This is a genomic window from Jannaschia faecimaris (genome assembly GCF_900107415.1).
GTDB classification, from domain to species: Bacteria; Pseudomonadota; Alphaproteobacteria; order Rhodobacterales; family Rhodobacteraceae; genus Jannaschia; species Jannaschia faecimaris.
On sequence record NZ_FNPX01000019.1, the window covers coordinates 1 to 18,306 of the forward strand.

Below are 18,306 nucleotides of genomic sequence, written 5' to 3' on the forward strand. Positions count from 1 at the left end.
CGCAAACATGTCAGAAACGGGATGCTGTCACCCGTCGACTTCGAAAACACACAGCGCAACGTGAACCAGGAAGGCGTCTAGGAAACTAGGGGCTATTCAGTCTTGCGTTGCGTAGTAGTGCCGCCAGCTATAAAGCGTGCGCTCTTTGCCGTCTGCACCCACCTTCAAATCCAGTTCGTCCAGCAGTGCATTAAATGCGCGGTTCAAGCTGGCAATATTAGCAACTTGCCCCAGGCGTGTCGTAAACACATGCTCTTCGCTGCGCGCTGTCAGCAGCTCGTCTAAGCTGTCAGCGCTTATTGCTTTATTTAGCTTGCGCTGCCTATCCAAATACTTCTCAACCCTGTCTCGTGCCACTGCTGCGCGCTTCCGCGTTTTGCCGTCAACGTTCACCACCAAGTAGCGCTCACCGTCTTTCTCTTGCCACTCAATGTTACGCCAGCGCAGCCCCAAGGCTTCAGTGCCGTGCCGGACGCCCGTGTTTGCTAAAAACAGCACGTAGTTGCGTAGCACCTCACGCGTTGCAGCCGCCTTTTCGTTGTTCGTCTCTTTGTGCCAGCCACGCAGCACCGTATAAATTTGCGTATACTCTGCGTTCGTAAAGCTGCCTCTGCTTTCGCTCTTCGTGCCTTTATTCAGCAACGTTGGACGCAAAGATTTTACCAGCCAGCCGTGCAGCTCAGCTTCGTCCAAAACCCTGTTCAGCGCAGCGTTGTGGTTGTTAATGCCGCTCTGTGAGAACGGCTTTTTGTTCTGCTCTGTGCGCATGCGTCATACGCCGTCAGCGCAGCCAAATCTATCTTCGCTATGTCAATGTCGCCAAAGTATGGAACCAGCCATCGACGCAGCGCAGACACGTAGTCTTTGTACGCTTGCTTCCCTGTCCCACTAGCTAGCTCGTCCTGCATCCGCCGAATGGCGAACTCTGCAACGTGTTTGAACTTACGGGTTTGGGCAGGAAGCTTGTTAGCAATGCGAGCTTGGGTCTCAAAGTAGAGCTTCAATGCGCGTTCGCGCGCCTCCTCCAAGTCGTCCGTCTTCGTGCTCTTCACTACGCGCTTGCCATTCTCCAGCGTCAGTCGCGCGTACCAGTTCTCGCTGCCGCGCCGCTTATCCAGCCTCAGTTTCTTGTGCACATTCACAGTGCTAATCCCGTAACTCATCGCGCGCCGGATTCATAAGTATCTGCTGCTGAACACTATCCAGCAAAATGGGGCGACAATGCAGCAAAACTGCACGCGGACTGTGTGCGAGTTGTGTACAAAGCACACCTCACAACATCTTGTGATAGATGCTGTGAGGGGCGCAAAATGTTGTGGAATTGTGGAGGCGAGTACCGGAATCGAACCGGTGTACACGGATTTGCAATCCGCTGCGTAACCACTCCGCCAACTCGCCGCATGGTGGTGATGCTCTAACGCCTCGGATCGAGGGCTGCAAGCACCTGTGTAGGCCCGCTTCGGTCCATTCATCGTTGCAGCGAAGCGCAAGACGTGCTTTCCTAAAAGTACTGTATTAAACGGATTGGTTTACTGGCAATGGTTGAGTTTCAGACCCTTCGCACCATGATGGTGGACACTCAGGTCCGCCCGTCTGACGTGACGAAATTCCCGATTATATCCGCAATGCTCGATGTGCCGCGCGAAGATTTCGTGCCGCGGGCTGCGCAACCGGTCGCCTATATGGACGCCCCCCTTAATCTCGGGTCAGGCCGTGAAATGATGGAGGCGCGCGTCCTTGCTAAGGTTCTGGACGCCTTGGACATTCAGCGCTCGGACCAAGTGCTGATCATCGGAGGCGGCCTTGGGTATTCTGCTGCGGTCCTTGGGCATATGGCCGAGTCGGTCGTCATGGTCGAGGAAGATGCAACGCTCGCGTCCGAAGCGGAGAGCAATCTGGCTCAGCATGAAATAGACAATGCCGTTGTCTTGCAGGCTCCTTTGATGGACGGGGCCGCCAAGGCCGCCCCCTTCGACGTCATCCTGATTGAGGGCGCGGTCGAGACCGTGCCCGAGGCTTTGACCGCGCAACTCGCAGAGGGCGGGCGCATCGCGGCTGTCTTCGCCGACGGCGCGCATGGCGAAGTCCGCATCGGGACCCTTATCGATGGCCATCTCGGATGGCGCACCTCTTTCAACGCAAGCGGGCCAGTCTTGCCCGGCTTTTCCAAATCGACGGGATTTGTTCTATGATCCGCCGTACAATCGAACGCGGTGCCGCCGCGACCGCTCTTGCCTTGCTTATGTCCGTGCCTGCGATGGCCGAGAGCCTGAGCGATGCGTTCATCCAAGCCTATCGAAGCTCTCCCTCGCTTGAGCAGCAGCGTTTCCTGTTGCGCACCACCGACGAGGATGTGGCGATTTCCGTGTCGGCGTTGCGGCCGACTGTCAATTTCGAAGCCACCTACAGCAAGGCGACCGCCTTCGAGGATTTCAGCAACCAGACCACGACGACCAACGGGGCTCTTTCACTGGTGCTGGATTACACGCTGGCAGACGGCGGGCAGCGCCATCTTCGGATCGGGGCAGCCAAGGAAGCGGTTCTTGCCGCACGGTTCCGCCTGGTCCAATTCGAGCAGGGCGTTTTGCTGGATGCCGTTACCGCGTACCTCGACCTGCGCCTTGCGGCGCGTACTGTTGATGTTCGCGAGAGCAACGTTGGTTTGATTAATCAGCAGCTGCGCGCCGCGCAGGACCGGTTCGAAGTCGGCGAAGTGACGAGAACCGATGTTGCACTTGCACAATCCCGCTTGGCGGCTGCGCAGTCCGCGCTCGCGGCTGCTCGCGGCCAAGTCGATGTCCAGCGTGAGTTGTACCGGCTGGCAGTCGGTCGCCTGCCGACCGGACCTCTGCAAGATCCGCCGAGTCCGCCCGATCTCCCGCCCTCGGTTGACCGTGCACAGCAATTGGCGCTTCAAATTCATCCGCTGATTGACGCAGGTCAGCACGATATCAGCGCCTTCACTCTTCTTGCGGATGCGCGCGCCGCCGATCGTCTTCCGACCGTATCTCTGCGCGGGCAGATTTCTCGCACCAGGCCCGAGACGGACACCGCCTCAATCGGCCTGACCGGTCGGATTCCTCTTTACACGGGTGGTCGCCTCCCCGCGCTGCAACGACAAGCAATTGCCCAGACCCACGCGGCCCGGTCCGGGCTTGGCCAAACCACCCGTGAAATTGTCGAAGGCGTGGGACGCGCCTGGGCATTACTTGAAGTTTCGCGCGCTCAAATTAGCGCGACACGTCAAGGGGTCCGCGCCGCACAGCTGGCTTTTGATGGTTTCCGTGAAGAGGCCCTGCTGGGCGCACGCACAACGCTCGACGTGCTTGATGCGGAACAAGACCTTCTGAATTCGCGAACCGACCTTTTGCAGGCCGAAAGCGATGCTCAGCTGGCGGTCTATGGCGTTCTGGCATCCATCGGCTTGCTCACGACAGAGCATCTGGGCCTCTCGGTTCAACGCTACGACGTGTCAGCCTATTACAATGCCGTCTCAAACGCGCCGCAGGCGATTTCCCCCGCTGAGCCCTCAGCGCAGAGTAACCGTCTCGACTCCGTTATGCGGCGTTTCGGTCGCAACTGAGACCGGATAAAAAAGGCTTCGCCACGGCCCAAGTGGACGCGGCGAGGTAACCTCGTGCTATGATCACCCGAAGGCGGCATCAGATCGCCCGTGGTCACACGTCAAGACAGGATCGGGCAATGGCACAGACACATGATATCGAGGACGTCCTTTCGTCCATTCGCAGACTTGTCGCGAACGAAAGTGGGCAAACTGCTAAGCCGAAGGTCATGGACGGACCGATGCTTGTTCTCGAAGACAGTCATCGGATAACGGAGCCAGAAGACCCCTTCCAAATGATCCGCGCCTTGGCGCAGGAGGAGCGTGACGGACGCGATGCCGAACACCTCACGAACGCCCTGCCCGCTGACTTGGCCGCGATCACTACAGATCTGGAAGAAGGTTCGGAAGCCGTGGCTTGGGACGCGGACGAGGATCAGCCGCTCAAGTCGGCGGATGAAATGAGGAAAGCCCTTGGGAACCGTGACACGCCCTTGCGATCGGGCGCTCCCGATCGGACCGTTGACGTGCCTTCGGACTACACCGAAGACACCGACTACGAGGCCGAGACGGAGGACGCGGCACAGGAGCGCGCACCTGAGCCCGAACCCGTCATTCAGGCAGAGACCGATGCCACGCGACGGGACGTGATGCACGATGAATTTCAGTACCACCATCATGAGCGTGCGCCTGAAGCGGACAACCGCGCGACGGAGGAGGTTGTCGGCGCAGCCGAGCCGGACGGCGGCGCAGCAGATAACAATGGCAACGGTATCCACCAGACCAATCCCAATCCCAATCCCCATGGCGAGCCTGACCCGCGCCCGGCCGAGCCGGAAATTGGCTCGGCCGGGCCGAAATCCTTGCAAGAAGAAATGGGACGCGCCGGACTGGCCGATCTGTCGTCATCTTTGGGCGGCGATGATGCACTCCGGGACCTGATTGCCGAGATCGTGCGCCAAGAGCTGTCCGGCGAGCTTGGCGAACGGATCACTCGCAATGTTCGCAAGCTGGTGCGCCGCGAGATTCGTCAAATTCTCGCCTCGGACGAAATCGACTGAACGGCGATCCCCTGACGCCCGGAGACGAAAAAAGGCGTTGCAGTTTCCTGCAACGCCTTTTCCTGTTTCCCAGTCGCTCAAGCGGCTTCGGCGGCCTCGGCCAATTCGGCGGCCTGGCGGCGCTCGCTTTCCTCGCGCGAAAGCGCAACGGAGGTCCGAACACCACGGCTCACAAATTCCATCAGACCTGACACGACCCGCTCGTTTGGGTCGATCCCGGCGCATGACAAGACTTCGCGGCCATCGCGGGAGCGTGCCCAACGGGCAATCTGCTCGGGGCCGTTTCCGAATTTCTTGTCGTCCGAGATGGCATCGTCCAGCGCGGCCAGCACAACGGCAGCAAATAGCTTACGCGCTCGCTGCCCCTGCTCAAAATTGAACGCCGTCGCATCAACGAAGTTTGTCATCCCGCTCTCTCCACTAATTGTTCTTGCATCTTCCCCGGTGCACTGACCTAACACAGCGATCTGATTCTAGCTATGCGTATTTCGAATACCTTGCCTGCAAAAACCGCATACGTATAGGCGGAAAATTGCAGATTTGGTTCCAGAACCATTCAACTAGGTACAACATATGGAGTTCGGCCAACTGCAATCAAGTTTTTGTCACAATTTGGCCGTATTTCAAAACCGTGCCTGCGGTTGCAACTCCGTACGATCTCTGAACCGTCAACTCCGACCGCGTGGCCTGCCAAGGGGCGCTGTGCACCAACATGGAATCGCGGCAGAAGATGCCGTCGTTGCGGCGCATCCGTGGCATTTTCGTTTCTGATATGGCTTCAATCGGCTAATTTTTAAAGCTCTGACCACAGAATCGGTTGCTTGTCTGGGCTTGGACCCCGCGATACAGACGGCCTTAACATCAGGTCCAATCGAAAGTTCTCCGAAATGCCCAAGATCAACGGCAACGAAATCCGCCCCGGCAACATCCTCGAACACGAAGGACACCTCTGGTCTGCAGTCAAGGTCGACCATGTGAAGCCCGGCAAGGGTGGTGCCTTCGCACAGGTTGAAATGCGTAACCTGCGCAACGGCTCCAAGCTGAACGAAAGATTCCGGAGCGCGGACAAGGTGGAGCGGGTCCGTCTGGAGCAGAAGGATCAGCAATTCCTGTACGAAACCGACGGCAAACTGGTGTTCATGGATCTCGAAACCTACGACCAGATCGAGATAGATGCGGACCTTCTCGGAGAGCGCCGTGCCTTCCTTCAGGATGGTATGATGGTAAAAATCGAGTACCACGAGGAGGAGGCGCTCAACGCGACCGTTCCCCAGAAGGTCACCTGCAAGATCGTGGAGACCGAGCCGGTGGTCAAAGGTCAGACTGCGGCCAACAGCTTCAAACCTGCCGTGCTCGACAATGGCATCCGCGTGATGGTGCCGCCTTTCGTGGGCCAAGACGAAGATATCATCGTAAACACCGAAACGATGGAATACGCCGAACGCGCCTGAACGCGTCAGGTCAGGGGTCAGACCGCTACGGTTTGCACCCCGACCATGCCCAGTGCCATTCGGGCGTAGACATCCTCGACGGCGGCGCGATCCAGCCGTCCGCCGTCGCGGTACCAGGTGTTCACGCCGGTCAACATCGCGATCAACGCCATACTACCAAGTTTCACGTCCGTGACCTGCATCACTCCGGACTGCAATCCATCAAGCAGGATGGCTTCGGGAACGGCCTCGTACTGTTTGCGAAGCGCCTCGATTTCGGCGAAGGTCTCCGGCTCCAGCGACCGCAACTCCATATAGGCGATGAAGACCGCATCGGGTCGATCCAGGTGAAATCGAATGTGGAAGCGTGCGAACGCGTCCAGCCGCGCGACGGCCTCGCCACCTGGATCCGCTTGGGCCCAAGCCGAAAGTAGATCATCCAGATGGCTGCGCATCATGTCGCGCAGCAATGCCTGTTTATCCGGAGTGTAGTGATAGAGCGCGCCAGCCCCGATTCCGACTTCGGCCGCGATCTGGCGCATCGAGACGGCTGCATAGCCGTGGCGCGCAAACAAACGTTCCGCCGCCGCGCGCACGCGCGGGCCCGTCACGCCTGCATCTGATCCGCTTGGTCTGGCCATACCTTCAATTAAACCGAACGACCGTTCAATTCCAAGGGCATTCAGGTCCGGGCGCGTTCCCCGTCTTGCCGCCAACTGCCGCCCCGCCTAGGGTTGCGCGCATGAGATTTGTGTTTCCCATCCTGTTGTTGTTACCGGCCTGCGACCCGGGGCTTCCGCCCGCGAAGACTGCAATGAGCGCGACGGCGCAGGCGCAACCGTTTCCGCAGCTATTACCGCTCGATATGCTGTTGGCCGAAGGAAGCCGCCCCTCACGCGCAGCCGCGGCGCAACAGGAGCTTCAGGGCCGCGCCGCGCGACTGACCGGTGCGCGCATCACTCCCCCTGTTACCGGAGGGCTGGAGGCGCGGGGCCAACGCCTTCGCGAACGCGCAGCGCAGTTGCGCGCAGTCGACATCTGATCTCGTTGCACCCCGCAGGCGCAGCCGCTAACCCGTTGCTGACCCTTTATCGATCCCGGAGCATACCGTCATGACCACACCCCTTCGCCTTGGTATCGCAGGTCTTGGAACGGTCGGAGCCGGTGTGCTCAAGATCGTGGCAGAGCACGCCGCGCTACTGAAAGCGCGCACAGGGCGCGACATCTCGATCTCCGCCGTCTCGGCCAGGTCGCGGACCAAGGAACGGGGCGTGGACCTGACGCCTTTCGCATGGGAAGACGATCCGGTCGCCCTGGCCAAGCGCGACGATGTGGACCTGTTCATCGAACTGATGGGCGGCTCCGACGGCCCGGCCAAAGCAGCGACCGAAGCGGCGCTCGCCTTGGGAAAGCCGGTGGTCACGGCGAACAAGGCCATGCTTGCGCTGCATGGTCAGGCCCTCGCCGAACTGGCTGAGGCAAACGACGCAGCTCTGCGCTTCGAGGCCGCCGTCGCAGGCGGTATTCCCTGTGTGAAAGCCCTGACCGAGGGGTTGGCCGGCAACGCGATCACGCGCGTCTCGGGTGTCATGAATGGCACCTGCAACTACATCCTGACCCGAATGGAGTCGTCCGGCCTGCCCTATGACGAGGTCTTCAAGGAGGCTGACGCGCTTGGCTACCTTGAGGCAGACCCGACCCTGGACGTTGGCGGCATCGACGCAGGGCACAAGCTGGCGATCCTGTCGGCCATCGCTTTCGGCACGCAAGTCGATTTCGATGGCGTACAATTGCAGGGCATCGAACGGGTTTCGATCGACGATATCCACCGGGCCCGCGACATGGGTTACCGCATCAAATTGCTGGGCGAAGCCCGCCGCACCAGCGCGGGGATAGAACAGTCGATGCGCCCCACCCTCGTCCCCGCCGACAGCCCGCTGGGACAGCTGGAGGGCGGCACCAACATGGTCGTCATCGAAGGCGACGCCGTGGGCCAGATCGTGATGCGCGGCGCGGGCGCGGGCGAAGGCCCCACCGCCAGCGCCGTGATGGCCGACGTCTGCGACATCGCACGCGGGCTGAACATCGCGCCTTTTGGCCAGCCCGCCGCGACGCTGACCCCGGCAATGCGCGCCAACGCGGCCACGCATTGCGCCTATTACATCCGCATGTCACTGCGCGATGAACCCGGTGCCATGGCCAAGGTCGCGACCGAACTTGGCCGATCCGGCATCTCCATCGACCGAATGCGCCAGTACGATCATCCTGGCGACGATGCCCCGGTCCTGATCGTGACGCACCCCTGCGCGCCGATGGACATGATAGACGCGCTGAAAGGCGTCGTGGCCACCGGTGTCGTCAACGGCGACCCGGTCGCGCTTCAGATCCAGACACCCTGACCCACCCGGAAGAGACCCAACATGGCACGCAAACCCAAAGTCTTCGAGCCCGCCTACCGCGCCGCATCCCACCGCTACGAGGTGATGGAATACCGGCGCTGCGGACGCTCCGGTCTGAAGTTGCCGGCGATATCGCTCGGTCTGTGGCACAACTTCGGCGACGACACGCCGCACCAGCTCAAGCGCGACATCTGTACGACCGCCTTTGACCATGGGATCACCCACTTCGACCTTGCCAACAACTACGGCCCCAAGCCGGGTTCCGCCGAACTGGCTTTCGGCCAGATGATGCGCGAGGAGTTCGCCCCCTACCGCGATGAGATGATCATCTCCTCCAAAGCGGGCTATGACATGTGGCCGGGCCCTTACGGCGAATGGGGCAGCCGCAAGTACCTGATTGCGTCCTGTGATCAGTCGCTCAAGCGGATGGGACTGGATTACGTCGACATCTTCTACAGTCACCGTTTCGACCCCGAGACACCGCTGGAGGAAACCATGGGCGCGCTGGACCACATCGTCCGGTCGGGCCGGGCGCTGTATGCCGGTATCTCCAGCTACAACACGGAACGCACGCGCCAAGCGGCCACGATCCTTCGTGAACTCGGCACGCCCTGCCTGATCCACCAGCCCAGCTACAACATGCTCAACCGCTGGGTGGAGCGCGACGGCCTGCTCGACACGCTCGACGCCGAAGGGATCGGCTCGATCGCTTTCACGCCGTTGGCGCAGGGCCTTCTGACGCGCAAATACCTCAACGGTGTTCCCGAAGGCAGCCGCGCAACCCAAGGCAAATCCCTCGACCCGGACGCGGTGACGCCGGACATGATCAAGGCACTGAACGGGTTGAACGACATCGCCCAGGCGCGCGGCCAGACGCTGGCCCAGATGGCATTGGCATGGGTTCTGCGGGCGGGAGTCACGACCGCGCTGATCGGCGCGTCCAAACCTTCGCAGGTGGTCGATTGCGCCGGTGCCGTGTCCAACCTGACCTTCACCGAGGATGAAATTTCGCAGATCGATGCGCTCTCCGGCGAGAAAGGTCTGAACCTCTGGGCGGCTTCGTCCGAAGACGTCTGACCCTCTGGTAGCGCAATCGCGTTTGTGTCGTCCCCCGCAGCCCGCTAACAGGGCTGCTATACTCTTCGAGGACCAGTTCCATGACCAAGATCGATTTCAACGACCGCATGCTGTCCCTGGGCTTGGCCCGCGTGTCCGAGGCCGCCGCCCTCGCCTCCGCCAAGCTGATCGGGCGCGGCAATGAGAAGGCCGCCGACCAGGCCGCCGTGAACGCCATGCGCGATCAGTTGAACCGCCTGGACATCAAAGGCACCGTTGTCATCGGAGAGGGCGAGCGCGACGAGGCTCCCATGCTCTACATCGGGGAGGAAGTCGGCACCGGCAATGGCCCCGAGGTCGACATCGCGCTGGACCCGCTGGAAGGCACGACTTTGACAGCCAAGGATATGCCGAACGCCCTGACGGTCATTGCCATGGGGCCGCGCGGCTCGATGCTCCATGCGCCCGACGTCTATATGGACAAGCTGGCCATTGGCCCCGGATTTCGGAACGGCGTTGTCACGATGGACATGTCGTCCGCCGAACGCGTGAACGCTCTGGCGGCGGCCAAGGGCTGCTCGACCGATGATATTACGGTCTGCGTCCTCGAACGCCCCCGCCACCAGGAGTTGATTGACGAGTTGCGGTCCACCGGCTGTGCCATCCGTCTCATAACCGATGGTGACGTGGCGGGCGTCATCCATTGCGCCGAGGCTGCCGTGACCGGTATCGACATGTATATGGGCTCCGGCGGCGCGCCGGAGGGTGTGTTGGCTGCCGCGGCGCTGAAATGTATGGGCGGGCAGATGTTCGGTCGCCTGACCTTTCGCAACGACGACGAACGGGGACGCGCTGCCAAGGCCGGGATCACCAACCTCGACCGCGTCTATACACGCGACGACATGGTGACCGAGGACGTGATCTTTGCGGCCACGGGCGTCACCGACGGCTCCATCCTGGCCGGCATCCGGCGCGAGCCGGGGTATCTCACGACCGAGACGATCCTGATGCGGTCAAAGACCGGGTCCGTCCGGCGTATGACCTATCGCAACCCGACCTGAGGTGATCTGCCTCGGCGTCACGCAATCCGCCACCGGACGACGCTGGGTCAGCCTCGACCCCGCGCAGGAGCGGCTGGCCGAGGCTATCGCACAGACGGGCCCCCCCCTGCCCCTCGCGCGACACTTGGCGCGGCGCGGCGTTCTGCCGGAAGATGCCGCAGGATTTCTAGATCCCAAGCTGCGGGACTTGCTGCCCGATCCGTTGACATTGCGTGACATGGGGGTTGCTGCCGCCCGCTTGCTGTCGGCCGCCCGAGATGGACATCGCATCGCTATCTTCGCGGATTACGATGTGGATGGCGGCACCTCTGCCGCGCTCCTGGTGTGGTGGCTCCGTACTTTAGGCCGTGTTGCAACGATCTATGTGCCCGACCGCATTGACGAGGGCTATGGCCCCAATGCGCCTGCAATCGGGGCGTTGGCCCGCGACCATGACCTGATCGTCTGCGTCGATTGCGGCACCCTGTCCCACGACGCGCTGGCCGCCGCCGAGGGGCAGGCAGACGTCATCGTTCTGGATCACCACCTGGGCGGAGATACCCTGCCGCCCGCGCTGGCGGTAGTGAACCCGAACCGGCAGGACGAGGACGGCGCACTCGCCCATCTTTGCGCCGCTGCCGTCGTGTTCCTTTGCCTTGTCGAAGCCAACCGACTGCTGCGTAAGGACGGCGAAACCGGCCCCGACCTGATGGCGATGCTGGACCTCGTGGGACTTGCCACGGTCGCAGACGTCGCACCTCTTCTGGGCGTGAACCGCGCACTGGTGCAGCAGGGCCTTAAGGTATTGCGCGATCGCCGCCGACCGGGTTTGCGCGCCTTGGCGGATGTTGCGCGAATGGATGGGCCGCCGACGGCCTATCATCTCGGCTACCTACTGGGTCCGCGGATCAACGCGGGCGGTCGCATCGGGGCCGCCGATCTGGGCGCGCGCCTGCTTTCGACCGACGACGAATCCGAGGCATCCGCACTGGCCGAGCGCCTGGACGTGCTCAACACCGAACGGCGTGCCATCGAGGCGCGCGTGACCGAAACCGCGCTTGCAGCGGGCGAGGCCTGCATCGCCGCCGGATCCGCTCTGGCATGGGCCGCGGGCGAAGGCTGGCATCCTGGCGTGGTCGGCATCGTCGCCAGCCGACTGAAAGAGGCCCTGAACCGTCCCTCTGTCGTCATCGGCATCCGAGAGGATGGCTTGGGTCAAGGATCTGCCCGATCGATCACGGGCGTCGATATCGGTGCGTCGGTTCAGCGGCTGGCGGCCGAAGGGTTGTTGGTTAAGGGCGGCGGGCACCGAATGGCGGCGGGCTTGACTGTTGAAGTCGGTAAGATCGAGTCCGCAATGGCGCGCCTGTCAGAGCTTGTGGCCCGCCAAGGCGCGGACCGCGACGGTCCGCGCGATCTAAAAATCGACGCAACTCTTATGCCTCGTGCCGCCACGCGTGACCTGGTTGGGCTCTTGGAGCAGGCTGGCCCCTTCGGTCAAGGCGCATCCGCTCCGCGCTTCGCCTTTCCAGAATTGCGCGTCGCCCATGCCCGTCCCGTGGGCGATGGACACCTGAAGATCACCTTCACCGGCGGTGGCCCCGGACGCCTGGACGCGATCGCCTTCCGAGCCACGAGCAGTGGTATCGCCGACGCCGTGACCCGTGCCGCCGGCGCGCCGATGCATGTCGTGGGCCGGCTTGAACTAAACCGGTGGCAAGGACGCGAGGACGTACAACTCAAGCTGGAGGACGTGGCGATCATGTCGGAAACGGATGTCTGACACCCGCTCTCCAGCCATGCAAAAAAGCGCGGCATTCGTTGCGAAAACCGCTTGCAGGCCTTTGGGTCGTCGCCTAAACAGCGCTCACGTCAGCGAGCTGGCCCGTTCGTCTATCGGTTAGGACGCCAGGTTTTCAACCTGGAAAGAGGGGTTCGATTCCCCTACGGGCTGCCACTGAATTTCCACAAAATATTGATTAAAATGAGAAATAAAGTTCTCGCGTAGATCGTATCCCCCGCTACATCCCCCACAATGACGGCGACTGCCTCTAGGCACAGAAGGTTTTTGCGGTCACTGAATACGGTAGTGCGGACGGCTCTTTCCAAAGCACGCCCCTAATGCAGAGCAGCGCTTAGGAGCCGGCGTGGTCGTGGCGCTCCCCGTGACGAACTTGTCCCATAATGCTTCCTTCCATCCCCGAGAAAGGATCGCACCATCAAACCGTGGGATCAAAAACCTAGGGTCAGGACTCATGAACGGTAGGTTGCCGAATGCAAGGAAAGCGGACCTTGGTGCACAGAACAGCGAATGACCGCTCCGAGCCCATAACTACCACGATCCTGCGACGCGGCGAATGCCCGCTAAAGCCGCCTCCGCGCCAGCTCTCGATAGAGCGCGGGCGGCGAGACGCCTATCTGGTCAGCGACGATGATCCATTCGCCCTTCGGCGGTTCCCCGTGAAAATCGAGCCAGGCGTCAAGACGGTCAGAGACCCGTCGCAAGCGCAGTATCTCGATCCGCGCCCGCTGCGCCTGAACGGCTCTTGCGTGGGTCTCGATCATACTCATTGCGGCATCGGGCCACTGGCGAAGTTCAGCGGCAAAATTGCTTCGTGACAAGACCGCGACAGAGGCGTTTGATCGCGCGACCGCATCGCAGTGATACGTCTCGGCGAACAGCGATGCTTCTGCCAGTGCAGCCCCCGCACCTGCGACGTGCAAGGTTAAATGCCCGCCATCTGTCAGCGGGCGTTCAAGCGCGACCGCGCCTGTGCTGACCAAATACATCGACCGCACCGGATCATCCCGGCGAAACAGAATATCACCCTTTGTAAAAACCCGCACCGGGGCATCATCGAAAATTTGCATCCACTCCGATATGATAGAAATCATACAATAGATGTCGGGATTTCGATAGGGTCGTGGCAACAGGAAAGGATACAGACATGCGACTTGGTATCGGTATTGGCGTCCTCGCGCTGGTCAGCGCAGGGGAAATCGCGATTGCTCAAACGGATCATTCAGGACATGGCGATGGAATGGATCATACCATGCACGGCCAGACGGAAGCGGCGGGCGCATCTGTGTTGCTTGAGCCGGGGCAAGGGGCCTTTGCCGCGCTTTCCGAAGTCGTGCGTGTTCTGGAAGCTGACCCGAACACCGACTGGGGCCGTGTCGATCTCGTCGGTCTCAGGGCACACTTGGTTGATATGGACAGGCTTATCTCGGATGCGGTCGTTAAAGAAACCAGTCTGCCAAATGGCATCAGCATCTTGGCCAGCGGTGACGCGGAAACTGTCGCCACCCTTCGGCGCATGGTGCCGGCCCATTCAGCCCAACTCGCCCGTGATAACCGCTGGACGGTCGCGGCGTTGGAAACAGAAGACGATGTGGAATTGCGCGCGACCAGCGACAATCCGGCCGTCATCGCCCGCATACGGGGTCTTGGATTCTTTGGCCTGATGGCAAGTCAGGATCATCATCGCGAACACCATCTGATGATGGCACGGGGCGAGGATGCCCACCGGCATTGAACCTGCGCCACAGGATGTAGCTGCCTGATCGCTTGCAAATCCGCATATACCCCATATAGGTATATTTCATGGTATTGATGCGCGCTATGCTAATCGTCCTTGCGACGTTTTCCGCCTCGATCTCCGGGGCGATGGATGCGGGTCATGTGGTGAGCTCCGAACACGAACATGTCGCTGTCGAAAGCATGGCTGACCATGGACCGGTGTGCTGCCATGACAGCTCTGAGCGTGGACAAAGCTGTCGTGTCCTTCCAGCACTGCTTGCAGATGGCGGTGGCGACATGGCTGGACCATCGACTTCCGAGGCCGCGCTCACCATGTTCCGTCTTCTGCTGACCGGCATTGAACCATCCGGTCCTCTCGATCCTCCGCGCCTCGTGTGATGCACTCTGCGCTCTGCGCAGATTCAATCGAAAATCACCGTCATGCGGGCTTTGCCCGCTGCCCTGATAATGGGGCGCATTCTTATCGAGAGGAAAACTCATGAAACCAATCAAGACTGTTATTGCCGTCACTCCTGCCGCCGCTCTCGCGCTTGGCCTCGCCTCCTTCGGAATGACTGGCATGGCCCATGCGGACAGCCATTCCGACATGGCCGATCACGGCACCATGCACGTCACCAAAACCCCGACCTGCGGGTGTTGCGGCGCGTGGGTCGCGCTGGCCCGCGAGGAAGGCTACGAGGTCGAAGTCACAGATACCCGCGATGTGACAACCGTGAAGCTGGATGCCGATATTCCCGGCGAAATGTGGGCCTGCCATACCGCGATGATTGACGGCTATGTGGTCGAAGGCCATATGCCTTTCGAGGCGCTGTCCAAACTGCTGGAAGACCGGCCCGACATAACCGGAATTGCCGTGCCCGGAATGCCCGGTGGATCGCCCGGCATGGGGAATGATCCATCTGCCCGCTATGATGTGATTGCCTTTGGCGGTGAAGCCGGTGAGGGCGAGTTCTTCTATCAGGCGGGGTTGTGAACCGCCTCCTCTGGATTTCGGCTGGCGGTGTGGCTCTGATCGGAGCCGCCCTGTTCGTCAGCGCGCAAAGTTCTGCCGAAAATGATCGGGTTTTCCTTATGGACAAGGACCCGGACGTAGTGACGCTCGGCGCAGCTCTCTATCAGGAAAACTGTGCGTCATGCCACGGGGCCAAGCTCGAAGGTCAGCCGAATTGGCGGTCCCCCGGCGATGACGGGCGGCTTCCGGCCCCACCACACGACGAAACCGGTCATACGTGGCACCATGACGTTGACACGCTGTTCCGGCTGACCAAATACGGAACCGGCGCGCTGATCGGTGATTCAGGCTACGCCTCGAACATGCCGATCTATGAGGGCGTCCTGAGCGACGACGAGATCATCGCCGTCCTCAGCTACATCAAATCGACCTGGCCGGAGGAAATTCGCGCCCGTCACGACGAAATGGAAAACAGACAATGAAACAGAATATTCTTGCCGGGTTAATGATGGCCACGCTGGCGACGGGCGCGCTTGCACATTCGAAAGCCGAAGACACCACCCCGGTCCATGAATCGACGGCCACAACCGTCGAAGCCATCGAAATGCGTTTCGATGATCCCATGCGCGTGACCGCGATCACGCTGACAGGGCCGGAAGGCGATGTGGAGATTGAACGAGAAACCGGTATGGACGCTGTGACGGAGTTTCGCGCACTGCCATCCGTCGATCTGCCCGAGGGCAACTACACTGTCGATTGGCGCGGGTTGTCGTTGGACGGCCACCCGATGCAAGGCACCTTCGGCTTCACAGTTGCCAACTGATCCGTGGAAGGTTTGGCACCAATAGACGCTTGGGCCGTTGCGGCGATCATCGTGAAAGCCGCCGGTTACGGTGCCGCGCTTCTCGCCATGGGCGGGCCGCTCTTTCTGGTGGCCTTCCCTGACGCAAATGATGATGTGCGCCGTCTGGCCCGGAAAATCGCAGCCACAGCGGCACTGTTCGGTCTTGTCGTGCTGGCCCTGCGCTTCGGCATTCGCGCCGCCCGCATATCGGGGATGGGCCTGCCGGGCGCTGTCGATCTGATGATGCTCAGCTTCGTTTGGGACAGCCCGCTCGGGACGGCCGCGATCTGGCGTGGTGCGGGTGAGGTGCTGGTCGTCGCGATGCTCATTGGCGGCGCAGTTGGTCTTGGAGCCGGTCTGGTCGGGGCGCTATTGATCAGCATATCCTACACCTTCGTCGGTCACGCGCTCGGCGATCCTCGATGGCTGCTTGCGGCACTGCTGACGGTGCATCTGCTGGCGGCGGCTTTCTGGGTCGGCGCACTCGCCCCTCTACAACGCGCTGCCCACCTGCCGGAGGGCGCGACGCTCCTTCATCGTTTCGGAAACATCGCGAGCGCAACTGTTGCGCTGCTGATCCTCGTTGGCCTCGTCTTCGCATGGCTGATGACGGGATCGGTGTCGGCGCTGCTCACCACGGCCTATGGCTGGACCTTGCTTGCCAAGCTCGGCGTGGTCACGGGCTTGATGGCCCTCGCCGCGCTCAACAAATGGCGGCTCGTTCCGGCACTCGCCTCAGGCGCTCCTGCCGCCACAACCCATCTTCGTCGCTTAATCCATTTCGAGGCTCTGGCCGTCATGCTGATCTTGATCGCGACTGCCACACTGACCTCGATAACCACGCCACCGGTGAACCTGTGAACAGGAGGCTTCCCATGAATCCGGTTTCCCGACGATCTTTCCTGAAAGCGACTGCGGCCCTCGGTGGCACGGCCCTGATGGCTAAACCTTCCTTTGCCGATACCGATCTGTCCGTTTTGCGGGCGGCTCCCGCATCGGCGCAGCTCGCACCGGCTGGATACCCGGCAACGCCGGTCTGGGCTTATGCGTCTGAAGGTCTTGGCACCGTTCCCGGCCCGGAAATTCGCGTCACTGCCGGGGATCGCATCCAAAAGCGGTTCATCAACGATTTGCCGCAACCCACTGCCGTTCATTGGCACGGTATTCGCATCGAAAATGCGATGGATGGCGCGGTACCGCTGACGCAAGCGCCAGTGCCTGTCGGTGAGACTTTCGACTACGATTTCGTGGCTCCCGATCCCGGCACCTACTGGTATCACGCCCACAATCGGAGCACGGAACAGGTTGCGCGCGGTCTCGCGGGTCCGCTGATTGTCGAGGACCGCGAACCCTGGCTCGGACAGCCTGGTGCGGCCACGCGCGAGCTGGTGCTGGTTCTCGATGACTGGCTGCTCGATGGTGAGGCCGCAATTGTCGAGGACAGGTGGGACGACCTGCATGCCGCCGCGCATGACGGCCGGATTGGCAACACCGTCACCGTGAATGGCAGCGCTTATCCGGTTCTGACTGTTCAGCCGGGCGAGCGGCTGCGTCTCAGGATCATCAACACCGCTACGGCACGGATCATGCCTCTGGCATTGCCCGACCTGGCTGATCGCGCTCGACGGGCACCCGGTCGCGCCACGCGATATGGGAACGCTTCTCCTCGGACCCGCGCAGCGCGCCGACGGGGTAATCGACGTGCCCGGTGACGGGTCGGCTGCAAGTCTTCTGATCGACCCCGGCAACGGGGAATGGGTCGAGCTGGCTCGTTTTGAGGCCGAAGCGGACTCCCTACCGGTGCAGAGCGGTGACGTGAGGCCCCTGCCTGCCTGGGGAACGCTCGCGACCCCGAATTTGGAAGATGCGCAGCGCGAGACGTTGCTGATGGAAGGCGGCGCGATGCGCGGGATGCGTGAAGCCCGCTATGAAGGCGAAACCATGGCTTTCCGCGAGCTGGCCGACAACGGCATGGTCTGGGCCTTCAATGGCGTGGCAAACGGGATGGACGCGCCGATGTTCCGCGCCGCGCAGGGCCGGACGGTTCATATGGAAATGACCAACCGCTCGATGTTTCCGCACGCGATCCATTTGCACGGCCACCATTTCGAGGTTCTGGCCCGGAGCGGCGCGCTGAATATGGCGGGCGATGTCCGTGACACGGTTCTGGTCGGAGCCGATGAAACCGTGGAGATCGCCTTTGTCGCGGATAATCCCGGCGCGTGGATGCTGCACTGTCACATGCTCTCGCATCAAAAGTCGGGCATGACTGGCTGGTTCGAGGTGGTCTGAATGCTGTTCTGGGCACCATTTCTGGCCGGGATCGGTCTCGGCGGCGTCACCGTTGCGCTTATAGCAATCGGCGGCGTCATGCGTCAGCGCGGCACATGGGCCACGACGATGGTGGCGATTGCTTAGTTC

Annotated in this window: 23 protein-coding genes and 2 tRNA genes; 19 read left to right on the plus strand and 6 right to left on the minus strand. The window is 61.3% G+C overall.

The genetic code is table 11. The annotated features are described in order from the left end of the window. Positions 1-96: 96 nt before the first annotated feature. From BLV27_RS15930 to BLV27_RS15940, 3 genes are all read right to left on the minus strand, one after another. Positions 97-768 (minus strand): site-specific integrase, encoded by a 672-nt coding sequence (locus BLV27_RS15930; protein WP_139176696.1) that lies wholly within the window; start codon positions 766-768, stop codon positions 97-99. Then, positions 702-1,163, minus strand: a complete 462-nt coding sequence (locus BLV27_RS19445; RefSeq protein ID WP_092647501.1) for a hypothetical protein — start codon at positions 1,161-1,163, stop codon at positions 702-704. Before BLV27_RS19445 ends, BLV27_RS15930 begins: the two co-directional genes overlap by 67 nt. Positions 1,164-1,324: 161 nt before the next feature. Then, positions 1,325-1,398, minus strand: a tRNA-Cys gene (locus BLV27_RS15940). A 167-nt stretch (positions 1,399-1,565) separates the two neighbouring features. Between BLV27_RS15940 and BLV27_RS15945 the strand changes: the two genes are divergently transcribed. The 3 genes from BLV27_RS15945 (at position 1,566) to BLV27_RS15955 (ending at position 4,623) form a co-directional block, all read left to right on the plus strand. Beyond that, the gene (locus BLV27_RS15945; protein ID WP_342025374.1) at positions 1,566-2,192 is read left to right on the plus strand and encodes a protein-L-isoaspartate O-methyltransferase family protein; all 627 of its coding nucleotides are present in this window, start codon (positions 1,566-1,568) and stop codon (positions 2,190-2,192) included. Further along, positions 2,189-3,583, plus strand: coding sequence for a TolC family outer membrane protein (locus tag BLV27_RS15950; RefSeq protein WP_092647503.1), 1,395 nt, complete (start codon positions 2,189-2,191; stop codon positions 3,581-3,583). Before BLV27_RS15945 ends, BLV27_RS15950 begins: the two co-directional genes overlap by 4 nt. Positions 3,584-3,702: 119 nt before the next feature. After that, positions 3,703-4,623, plus strand: a complete 921-nt coding sequence (locus BLV27_RS15955) for a hypothetical protein (RefSeq protein ID WP_092647504.1) — start codon at positions 3,703-3,705, stop codon at positions 4,621-4,623. Positions 4,624-4,700: 77 nt separating this feature from the next. On the opposite strand, the gene BLV27_RS15960 is transcribed toward BLV27_RS15955, so the two are convergent. Next, on the minus strand, positions 4,701-5,030 hold the full coding sequence (locus BLV27_RS15960) for a DUF6280 family protein (RefSeq protein ID WP_055085756.1): 330 nt from the start codon (positions 5,028-5,030) through the stop codon (positions 4,701-4,703). A 480-nt stretch (positions 5,031-5,510) separates the two neighbouring features. Here BLV27_RS15960 and efp point away from each other — a divergent pair, with 480 nt between their 5' ends. Then, positions 5,511-6,074: an elongation factor P gene (gene efp, locus BLV27_RS15965; protein ID WP_092647505.1), complete on the plus strand. Its 564-nt coding sequence runs from the start codon at positions 5,511-5,513 to the stop codon at positions 6,072-6,074. A 17-nt stretch (positions 6,075-6,091) separates the two neighbouring features. On the opposite strand, the gene BLV27_RS15970 is transcribed toward efp, so the two are convergent. Further along, the gene (locus BLV27_RS15970; protein WP_092647575.1) at positions 6,092-6,694 is read right to left on the minus strand and encodes a TetR/AcrR family transcriptional regulator; all 603 of its coding nucleotides are present in this window, start codon (positions 6,692-6,694) and stop codon (positions 6,092-6,094) included. A gap of 101 nt (positions 6,695-6,795) precedes the next feature. Between BLV27_RS15970 and BLV27_RS15975 the strand changes: the two genes are divergently transcribed. From BLV27_RS15975 to BLV27_RS16000, 6 genes are all read left to right on the plus strand, one after another. Next, the gene (locus BLV27_RS15975) at positions 6,796-7,095 is read left to right on the plus strand and encodes a hypothetical protein (protein WP_092647506.1); all 300 of its coding nucleotides are present in this window, start codon (positions 6,796-6,798) and stop codon (positions 7,093-7,095) included. Between the two features lie 70 nt (positions 7,096-7,165). Then, complete coding sequence (locus BLV27_RS15980; RefSeq protein WP_092647507.1) at positions 7,166-8,452, plus strand: homoserine dehydrogenase; 1,287 nt, start codon at positions 7,166-7,168, stop codon at positions 8,450-8,452. Positions 8,453-8,473: 21 nt separating this feature from the next. Continuing rightward, positions 8,474-9,529 (plus strand): L-glyceraldehyde 3-phosphate reductase, encoded by a 1,056-nt coding sequence (gene mgrA, locus BLV27_RS15985; RefSeq protein WP_092647508.1) that lies wholly within the window; start codon positions 8,474-8,476, stop codon positions 9,527-9,529. Positions 9,530-9,609: 80 nt separating this feature from the next. After that, complete coding sequence (gene glpX / locus BLV27_RS15990; protein WP_092647509.1) at positions 9,610-10,569, plus strand: class II fructose-bisphosphatase; 960 nt, start codon at positions 9,610-9,612, stop codon at positions 10,567-10,569. A gap of 1 nt (position 10,570) precedes the next feature. Next, a complete protein-coding gene (recJ, locus tag BLV27_RS15995) occupies positions 10,571-12,331 on the plus strand; it encodes a single-stranded-DNA-specific exonuclease RecJ (protein ID WP_092647510.1) in 1,761 nt (586 codons plus the stop codon). 99 nt (positions 12,332-12,430) lie between these two features. After that, positions 12,431-12,505: transfer RNA gene (locus BLV27_RS16000), tRNA-Glu, on the plus strand. A 407-nt stretch (positions 12,506-12,912) separates the two neighbouring features. Here BLV27_RS16000 and BLV27_RS16005 read toward each other — a convergent pair. After that, on the minus strand, positions 12,913-13,443 hold the full coding sequence (locus BLV27_RS16005) for a Crp/Fnr family transcriptional regulator (protein WP_092647511.1): 531 nt from the start codon (positions 13,441-13,443) through the stop codon (positions 12,913-12,915). A gap of 53 nt (positions 13,444-13,496) precedes the next feature. Here BLV27_RS16005 and BLV27_RS16010 point away from each other — a divergent pair, with 53 nt between their 5' ends. The 9 genes from BLV27_RS16010 (at position 13,497) to BLV27_RS20055 (ending at position 18,303) form a co-directional block, all read left to right on the plus strand. After that, positions 13,497-14,084 (plus strand): hypothetical protein, encoded by a 588-nt coding sequence (locus BLV27_RS16010; RefSeq protein WP_092647512.1) that lies wholly within the window; start codon positions 13,497-13,499, stop codon positions 14,082-14,084. A 68-nt stretch (positions 14,085-14,152) separates the two neighbouring features. Continuing rightward, entirely contained in the window at positions 14,153-14,467 is a 315-nt protein-coding gene (locus BLV27_RS19170; RefSeq protein WP_139176699.1) for a hypothetical protein, read from the plus strand. A 100-nt stretch (positions 14,468-14,567) separates the two neighbouring features. After that, positions 14,568-15,062, plus strand: coding sequence for a DUF411 domain-containing protein (locus BLV27_RS16020; protein ID WP_092647514.1), 495 nt, complete (start codon positions 14,568-14,570; stop codon positions 15,060-15,062). Beyond that, positions 15,059-15,523: a c-type cytochrome gene (locus tag BLV27_RS16025; protein WP_244504708.1), complete on the plus strand. Its 465-nt coding sequence runs from the start codon at positions 15,059-15,061 to the stop codon at positions 15,521-15,523. The genes BLV27_RS16020 and BLV27_RS16025 overlap by 4 nt, the downstream gene beginning before the upstream one ends. Then, complete coding sequence (locus BLV27_RS16030; RefSeq protein ID WP_092647515.1) at positions 15,520-15,864, plus strand: copper resistance CopC family protein; 345 nt, start codon at positions 15,520-15,522, stop codon at positions 15,862-15,864. Before BLV27_RS16025 ends, BLV27_RS16030 begins: the two co-directional genes overlap by 4 nt. A 3-nt stretch (positions 15,865-15,867) precedes the next feature. After that, on the plus strand, positions 15,868-16,746 hold the full coding sequence (locus BLV27_RS16035; RefSeq protein WP_092647516.1) for a copper resistance D family protein: 879 nt from the start codon (positions 15,868-15,870) through the stop codon (positions 16,744-16,746). A gap of 14 nt (positions 16,747-16,760) precedes the next feature. Continuing rightward, complete coding sequence (locus BLV27_RS19845) at positions 16,761-17,597, plus strand: multicopper oxidase family protein (RefSeq protein ID WP_244504709.1); 837 nt, start codon at positions 16,761-16,763, stop codon at positions 17,595-17,597. After that, positions 17,536-18,177 carry a multicopper oxidase domain-containing protein gene (locus tag BLV27_RS19850; protein ID WP_244504710.1) on the plus strand — a complete coding sequence of 214 codons (642 nt, stop codon included), beginning with the start codon at positions 17,536-17,538 and terminating at the stop codon, positions 18,175-18,177. The genes BLV27_RS19845 and BLV27_RS19850 overlap by 62 nt, the downstream gene beginning before the upstream one ends. Beyond that, the gene (locus tag BLV27_RS20055; RefSeq protein WP_280140315.1) at positions 18,178-18,303 is read left to right on the plus strand and encodes a hypothetical protein; all 126 of its coding nucleotides are present in this window, start codon (positions 18,178-18,180) and stop codon (positions 18,301-18,303) included. Positions 18,304-18,306: the final 3 nt, after the last annotated feature.